We start from the raw sequence: 7,775 nt of genomic DNA, 5'->3' as shown, positions 1-7,775 counted from the left end.
ACCCAGGAGGCCGTAGACGCGCCCATGCGCAGCCTTGCCGCCCTGCTGGAGTTCACCGACATCGCCCCCACCCCGCTGCGCGACCGCGTCCGCGCCAGGGTGACGGTCTCCGGCTGGCTGGCGCCCGCGGGCGGCGACGCACTGCGGCTCGACGCGGCGCGGGTCTCCCTGCGGACCCCGGCGGGTGCGACGGATGTCGGGCTGGACGAGATCGCCCTCGCCGAACCCGACCCGCTGGCCGTCGAGGAGGCCGCCATGCTGACCCATCTGGCCGACTCGCACGAGGAGTTGATGGCCGGCCTGCTCGGACTCGCTGGTTCCCGGCTGCCGCGCGGCATGATCCGGTCGCTCCCCCTCACCCTGGACCGCCACGGCATCACCCTGCGCTGCGAGTACGCATCCGGCCACTGCGACCTCCAGTTGCTCTTTCCGGCACTCGCACGCGACGCCACCGACGCCGGTGAGCAGATCCGGCGACTCCTCACCGCACCCCGGAGCTGTGCGCACCAGCACCACCACTCACACCCCTGACCCCCTCCACAACAGGCAGCTTAGGTTAGGCTTCACTAAGTCGAAATGAGTCCTCACGCCACGGCCGGATCACCGGATCATCAGGGGAGGGGCCGGTCATGGGCCTGCCAGTCGTCGAGTCCTACGACATGCCCGACGGTACGGCTCTCCCCCGCTCCTGGCCCTCCTGGACCATCGACCCCGGACGGGCCGCACCGCTCGTCCACGACATGCAGAACCACTTCGTGCGGGCGTTCCCGCCGGGGCGCTCCCCGGTCGTTCAACTGGTCGAGAACATCGGCGCGTTGCGGGAGCTCGCCGCAACACTCGGCATCCCGGTCGTCTTCAGTGCGGAGCCTGCCGGCCAATCGCCCGGCAGACGGGGGCTCGTCGCCGACGTCTGGGGTCCCGGCATCGGCGACGGCCCCGGGGAGTCCGCCATCGTCGAGACCCTGGCGCCCCGGCCCGGCGAGCACGTGCTGCCCCATGTGCGCCCCAACGCCTTTCTGCACAGCCATCTCGGCCGGCTGCTGCGCTCCACGGGCCGGGATCAGCTCATCGTGTGCGGTGTGCACGCCCATCTGGGTGTCATGCTGACCGCCGCGGACGCCTTCATGAACGATATTCAGCCCTTTGTCGTCGCCGATGCCGTGGCCGATTTCTCCGCGGAGGAGCACTCCCTGGCGCTTCGCTGGGCGGCTCGCAGCGCGGTGGTCCGCACGACCGACGGCCTGCTGCGCGATCTGCTGCTCGGCCGGGTCCCCCGGGACGCGTGACCGCGTCCCCCACCTCTGGAGAGACGGAACAAGATGACCGTACGGGTCGCGACGGCCGGAGCCGGCGTCCATGAACAGTCACCACGGCCCGGGAACGGGATACGGACGGAGCCCCGCACCGGTCCGCACCCGCCCAAGGAGTTGCGGGGCCGGGTGGTGGTGGTCAAGTTCGGCGGCAACGCCATGGTGGACGGCTCGCTCCAGGAGATGTTCGCGCGCGATGTCGTGGAGCTGTGGCACTGCGGCCTGCTCCCGGTGGTGGTGCACGGCGGGGGCCCGCAGATCAGCGCGATGCTCGACCGCCTCGGACTGGAGGTCCGCTTCGAGGCCGGTCTGCGCGTGACCACCGAGGAGACCCTCGACGTGGTGCGGATGGTGCTGACCGGACGCGTCCAGCGTGAACTGGTCGGTGCGATCAACGCACATGGGCCCTTCGCCGTGGGCCTGTCCGGCGAGGACGCCCACACCATGACGGCCGTGCGCCGGTCCGCCCGGGTGAACGGGCTGCCGGTGGACATCGGCCTGGTCGGCGACATCGTGAACGTGGCACCGGACACCGTCCGTTCGCTGCTGGAGCTGGGCCGCATCCCGGTGGTGTCACCGCTCGCGCGCGGCACCGGGGGGCAGGTCTACAACGTCAACGCCGATCTCGCGGCGTCGGCCCTGGCGGTCGCCCTCGGCGCCGAGCGGCTGGTGATGCTCACCGATGTCGAGGGACTGTACGCGGACTGGCCGCACAGCACCGAGGTCATCGAGCGCCTGACCGCAGCCGAGTTGGACGGTCTGCTGCCGGGGCTGGCGAGCGGGATGCTCCCGAAGATGGAGGGCTGCCTGCGGGCGGTCCGCGCCGGAGTGGGACGGGCGCAGGTCCTGGACGGCCGGGTGCCGCACGCCGTACTGCGCGGCGCCCTGGACGAGAAGAGCCCCGGGACCACCGTCCTCCCGGACGCCTGAGGTGCCAGCTGGCGTGCCCCCGGCGTCCGGGGCACGCCACCGTCGTCACAGCGCCCGGGCGAGCACGCGCGCACCCCGCCGGGGATCCAGAGTGCGCGCCCAGGCGCGCGGAGCCAGACCCGGACGGACCGGAGCGAAGCCATGGCGCAGGAAGAGGCGCCCGCTGCCGGTCGTCGCGGTGAACAGCGCCCCCAGCGACTGCGCCCGCGCCTCGGCGAGTGCCGCGCCCAGCAGCCGCGCACCCAGGCCGGTGCCCTGCCGCTGCCGGGCGACACAGAAGTTGTAGAGGACCCCCGCGGCGGTCGCGCCGTGATCCTCACCGGGGTGGAAACCGAGCGCGAGGCAGCCCCGAAGGCCGCCATCGGGTTCCTCGGCGACCAGGAAGTCGGCCGCCCGGGCGGCGTAGACGCGGGCGGGCCGTCGGCGCAGTTCTCCCGAGCGGACGAACGGCTCGGAGAGCGCGACGAGAGCGGCGGCGTCCGCTGGACGCGCCCGGCGCACCCGGACCACGTCGGGAAGGGGTGCGTGCGGGGTGTGTGTCAGCGCGGCGGCGGGGTGCGGAGTGGCCGTGATCAAGGCGTTCCTTCCTCGGGTTCCACCGTGCGCGAAGGGCGGCCGGATCGCCGCACACCCCGGTGAACCATATGAGTTAAGTTAGCCTTACCTAAATTCATTTATCAAGTCGGCACTCCAGGGGTGGTGTTGGTGCGGCACCGCACACCCCGAACGGGCGTGAACACCGGGCTTCGCGGGCCGGTGGAGCCCTCAGCGCACGCCCCGGCCGGTCTCGGCCATCATGGAGTCGGCGGGGGCCCCGGGGACGGCGCTGCGGACCGGGACGTCCTCGGGCACGTACCGCTGCGGCGCGGCCGGCACCATCAGGGGCGTGCCGGTCTCCGGGTCGTCGATGATCCGGCAGGGCAGCCCGAACACGTCCTCGACCAGTTCGGCGGTCATGACGGTGGCCGGATCGCCCTCGGCCGCGATCGTGCCGCCGGGCCGCATCACGATGAGGTGAGTGGCGTAACGGCACGCCTGGTTGAGGTCATGCAGCACCGCCACGACGGTGTGCCCCTTGCGGGCGTGCAAGTCGGCGCAGAGATCCAGCACTTCGACCTGGTGGGCGATGTCGAGGAAGGTGGTGGGCTCGTCCAGGAGCAGGATCGAGGTCTGCTGCGCCAGCACCATGGAGAGCCAGACCCGCTGGCGCTGCCCCCCGGAGAGGTCGTCGACCGGGCGGTCGGCGAGATCCAGCACACCGGTCTGCCGCATCGCCTCCAGAACGGCCGCCTCGTCGTCGGCGGACCACTGCTTCAGCAATCCCTGGTGCGGATAGCGGCCCCGCGCCACCAGGTCCCCGACGGTGATGCCGCCGGGCGCGGTCGAGGACTGCGGGAGCAGGCCCAGCCGGCGGGCGACCTCGCGCGAGCGGTACGTGGCGATGCCGGCGCCGTCCAGATACACCTGCCCGGAGCGGGGTTTGAGCATCCGTGCGAGTGCCTTGAGGAGCGTGGACTTGCCGCAGGCGTTCGGCCCGATGATGACGGTGAAGGAGCGGTCGGGAATCTCGACGCCGAGCGAACTGACCACGGTCCGCTGCTCGTAGGAGAGCGTCAGGTCCTCGGCCCGCAGTCGCGCGGCCGCCGCCGGGGGCGTCCCGTTCATATGAGTCCCCTCCGTCGTCGCGGAGTCCGCGCTCGGGCCGGTCCTTTCGGACATGCGTGTCGTACGTGGCGTCTTTCGGGTCATGCGCGGCTCTTTCGCGACTCGGTGATCAGCAGCCAGATGAGGTAGAGCCCCCCGATGGTCCCGGTCGCCGTACCCACCGGGACCAGTGAGGGGGCGAAGAGGCGCTGTGCCAGCAGGTCGCTCGCGGCCAGCAGCAGGGCGCCCATGAGTGCGGCGGGGACCAGCGCGGGGCCCGATGCCCGGGTCAGCCGCCGGGCGAGCTGGGGCGCCGCCAGTGCGATGAACCAGATGGGCCCGGTCACCGCCGTGGCGAAGGCGGCGAGGGCCACGCTGATGACGAGCAGCAGCGCCCGGGTGCGCGCCACGTCGACCCCGAGCGCCATGGCGGTGACGTCGCCCATCTCCACCATGGAGAGCCGGCGGGCGAGGAAGAAGGCGGGCGGGAGCAGGACGAGGACCGCGATCCCGATGGTGTTCGCCTGCTGCCAGCCCCGGTTGGTGAGGCTGCCGATCAGCCACGCCTGCGCCTCCAGCGCCTCCTGCCAGGTCGCCCGGGTGATCAGGTACGAGTTGACGGCGAGCAGCAGTGCGCTGACGCCGATGCCGACGACGACCAGCCGGAAGCCCTGAAGTCCTCTGCCCAGCATGAGGAGGTACATGGCGGCGGCGGTGGCGAGGCCGCCGATCAGCGCGCCCACCGCGATCTGGGTCATGCTGCCGTGCAGCACGATGATGACGAGGAGCGCTCCGACGGCCGAGCCGTTGGTGAAGCCGATGATGTCCGGGCTGCCGAGGGAGTTGCCGGTCAGGCTCTGCAGGACGGCCCCGCTGACCGCGAGGGCCGCGCCGACGCACATCGCGGTCAACAGGCGTGGCATCCGCAGGGTGTTGACGATGAAGTCGGCGCCGCCCGAGCCATGGCCCAGGACGGCCCGCAGGACTTCGCCGACGGAGAGTTCGAAGTCGCCGGTGGTGAGGGTGACGAGTGCGACCGCGACGAGCGCGACGAGCATCGCGGCCGTCACCACCAGGACGCGCCCCTGGACCCGTACGGACAGCCCGCCCGGCCCGGTGCGCAGGACCAGTCCGCTGACGACCCGCGGCTCCGCGGTGTCCGTACCGGCCCCGGCGGGGCCCTTCTCCCGTACGGCGCTCACAGCATGACCAGCTTTCGACGGCGGCACAGGGCGATGAACAGCGGCGCCCCGAGGAACGCGGTGATGATCCCCACCTGGACCTCGCCCGGCGCCCCGAGGACCCGCCCCAGGACGTCCGCGCCGATCAGCAGGACCGGGGCGAGCAGCATCGAGTACGTCAGCACCCAGCGCTGGTCGGGGCCGACGACGAACCGGGCGACGTGCGGCACCGCGAGGCCGACGAAGCCGATCGGTCCGGCGGCGGCGGTGGCGGCGCCGCACAGCAGCATGACGGCGACGGCGCCCAGCACCCGGGTGCGGCCGACGTTCAGGCCGAGGGCGCGGCCGAGCTGGTCGCCCATCGCGAGGGCGTTGAGCGAGGGGGCGAGCCCGAGGGCGATCAGGAGGCCCACGGCGATGAACGGCAGGATGACGTGAATGACGTCGTAGTACCGGCCGGACAGGGAACCCACCGTCCAGAAGCGGTACTGGTCGAAGGCGCGCGGGTTGAGCAGCAGCACCGCCGAGTTGAAGGCGTACAGCACCGCGGTCATCGCCGCCCCGGCCACGACCAGCCGGTCGGGTGTGGCCAGGGTGCGGCCCGAGGAGCCCAGGAGGTAGACGGCGACGGAGGCGACGGCCGCGCCGATGAAGGCGAACCACACATAGCCCAGGACCGAGCCGACCCCGAGGAAGGCGATGGCCACGACGACTCCGGCGGAGGCGCCCAGGCTGATGCCGAGGATTCCCGGGTCGGCGAGCGGGTTGCGGGTCAGGGCCTGCATCAGCGCGCCGGACAGGCCGAGGGCCATGCCCACGAGCAGCCCCAGAAGCGTCCTGGGGATGCGGTAGTCATGGATGATGATCGAGGTCTCGGAGCCGTCGGGGTGCCACAGCACGCTCCAGGTGGCGGTGAACGGGATGCCGCGGGTGCCCACCCACACACTGAGCAGTCCGACCAGGACCAGGGCGCCCAGCGCCGCGAGCAGTCCCAGGGCCCGCAGGGTGTTGGCGGTCCGGGCCGGCTTCGGGACGTCGGGGACGTCGGCCGGGTGCTCGGGAGCCGTCCGGGTTTCGACCGACAACGACAACTCCCCCTGACGGCGGTTCGGGTGCACCGCGAGCGATAGGGCGCCGGAACGTGACGCAGGGACCCCGGGTTCAACTTAGGTGAGGCTAACCGAACAGTGCCGCACGGTCAACGCGCGTCCCCCGCCCGGGAAATGGCGTGCACCACCGTGACCGGGCACGTCGCGGTCGACGTACCACCGAGACCACCCATTTAGAGTAGCCTTACCTAACTTTCCCAGACTCTTCGCGGAGGCCCGCATGCCAGCTGGAGGACCGACCGGGGGGCACGTCCTGCGCAGGGCGATCAGGGGGCAGCGGCGGCGAGTCGTCACCGCGTCCCTGCTCGGCACGGTGCACCAGGGGTGTGAGGCCCTGGTGCCCGTCGTCATCGGCGCGGCCATCGACACGGCGGTGGCCACCGGCTCCTCCCCGTCGCTGCTGCGCTGGCTCCTGGTGCTCGCGGGGCTGTTCCTGGTGCTGTCGAACTGCTACCGGAGCAGCGCCCGGCTCGCCGAGGGGGCGGGGGAACGCGCCGCGCACCGGCTCCGGATGGAGCTCGGCGCCCGGGTGCTCGATCCGCGCGGCGGCGCCGACGCGAACCGGCTGCCCGGCGCGCTCACCAGTATCGCCACCAACGACGCCCGGCGAGTGGGCTCGGTGGCGACCGTCCTGGCCTACGGGGTCACCGCGACCTCCGCGCTGGTGATCAGCTCGGTGGCGCTGCTGAGGATCTCCGTTCCGCTCGGGCTCCTCGTCCTGCTGGGCATCCCCCCGCTGCTGTGGCTCGGGCACCGCATCAGCCGGCCGCTCGAACGGCGCAGCGAGACCGAGCAGGAACGGGCCGCGCACGCCTCGGGCGTCGCCGCCGACCTGGTCGCCGGACTGCGTGTCCTCAAGGGCATGGGCGCCGAGTCGGCCGCCGTGGCCCGCTACCGCACCACCAGCCAGGACTCGCTCGCCGCGGCGCTGCGGGCGGCCCGCAGCCGGGCCGGCCACGAGGGCGCCGTCCTCTCGCTCACGGGCGTCTTCATCGCGGTCATCGGGATCGTGGGCGCCTACCTCGCCATGCGCGGCAGCATCAGCATCGGTGACCTGGTGGCGGCGGTGGGACTCGCGCAGTTCCTCCTCGGCCCGTTCCAGCTGCTCACCTACGTCAACGCCGAGTTCGCCCAGGGCCGCGCCTCCGCCCGCCGGATCGCCGAGGTGCTGGACTCGCCCGCGGCCGTCGAGGGCGGTGAGTCCGAGGTGTCCGACGGCGCCGCAGGGCATCTGCGGCTCAGCGGGGTCCGGCTCGGCTCGCTGCGCGGGGTCGATCTCGACATCCGGCCGGGCGAACTGATCGGAGTGGTCACCGGGGATCCGGCCGCGGCGGCCGATCTGCTGCTCTGCCTGGCCAGGGAGCGGGATCCCGCCGACGGGCTGATCGAGCTCGACGGCGTACCGCTGACCGCGCTCGCCCCCGACGGGCTGCGCCGCGCCGTCCTGGTCGCCCACCACGACGCCGACCTGTTCGAGACCAGCCTGCTGGACAACGTACGGGCCGGGGCCCGCGACGACGCGGCCCCGGTCGACGAGGCCCTCGCCGCTTCGGCGGCGGACGAGGTCGCCCGGCTGCTGCCCGACGGCGGCGACACCGTGC

8 protein-coding genes are annotated in these 7,775 nt (G+C 72.5%); 4 read left to right on the top strand and 4 right to left on the bottom strand.

The genetic code is table 11. The features are described from left to right. The 3 genes from J1C73_RS02360 to argB form a co-directional block, all read left to right on the top strand. A partial coding sequence (locus J1C73_RS02360) for a DUF2470 domain-containing protein (RefSeq protein WP_207314846.1) occupies positions 1 to 531 on the top strand: 531 nt, incomplete at its 5' end. Between the two features lie 98 nt (positions 532 to 629). Continuing rightward, positions 630 to 1,286 carry an isochorismatase family protein gene (locus J1C73_RS02355; protein ID WP_207314845.1) on the top strand — a complete coding sequence of 219 codons (657 nt, stop codon included), beginning with the start codon at positions 630 to 632 and terminating at the stop codon, positions 1,284 to 1,286. 183 nt (positions 1,287 to 1,469) lie between these two features. After that, the gene (argB, locus tag J1C73_RS02350) at positions 1,470 to 2,240 is read left to right on the top strand and encodes an acetylglutamate kinase (protein WP_242643593.1); all 771 of its coding nucleotides are present in this window, start codon (positions 1,470 to 1,472) and stop codon (positions 2,238 to 2,240) included. A 45-nt stretch (positions 2,241 to 2,285) separates the two neighbouring features. Here the strand turns inward: argB and J1C73_RS02345 are convergent, their stop codons facing one another. The 4 genes from J1C73_RS02345 to J1C73_RS02330 all read right to left on the bottom strand — a co-directional run bounded on the left by J1C73_RS02345 (position 2,286) and on the right by J1C73_RS02330 (position 6,150). Next, positions 2,286 to 2,816 carry a GNAT family N-acetyltransferase gene (locus tag J1C73_RS02345; protein ID WP_372446639.1) on the bottom strand — a complete coding sequence of 177 codons (531 nt, stop codon included), beginning with the start codon at positions 2,814 to 2,816 and terminating at the stop codon, positions 2,286 to 2,288. A gap of 189 nt (positions 2,817 to 3,005) precedes the next feature. Continuing rightward, complete coding sequence (locus J1C73_RS02340; RefSeq protein ID WP_207314843.1) at positions 3,006 to 3,905, bottom strand: ABC transporter ATP-binding protein; 900 nt, start codon at positions 3,903 to 3,905, stop codon at positions 3,006 to 3,008. Between the two features lie 80 nt (positions 3,906 to 3,985). Next, a complete protein-coding gene (locus J1C73_RS02335) occupies positions 3,986 to 5,086 on the bottom strand; it encodes a FecCD family ABC transporter permease (RefSeq protein WP_207314842.1) in 1,101 nt (366 codons plus the stop codon). Next, positions 5,083 to 6,150, bottom strand: a complete 1,068-nt coding sequence (locus J1C73_RS02330) for a FecCD family ABC transporter permease (protein WP_207314841.1) — start codon at positions 6,148 to 6,150, stop codon at positions 5,083 to 5,085. Before J1C73_RS02330 ends, J1C73_RS02335 begins: the two co-directional genes overlap by 4 nt. A 244-nt stretch (positions 6,151 to 6,394) precedes the next feature. Here J1C73_RS02330 and J1C73_RS02325 point away from each other — a divergent pair. Next, positions 6,395 to 7,775 (top strand): ABC transporter transmembrane domain-containing protein (locus tag J1C73_RS02325; protein ID WP_207314840.1); only part of this gene is annotated, 1,381 nt, incomplete at its 3' end.

It is taken from the genome of Streptomyces laculatispora (assembly GCF_017353455.1).
In the GTDB taxonomy this organism is placed as follows: Bacteria; Actinomycetota; Actinomycetes; order Streptomycetales; family Streptomycetaceae; genus Streptomyces; species Streptomyces laculatispora.
This window is presented reverse-complemented; position numbering and strand designations above follow the sequence as displayed.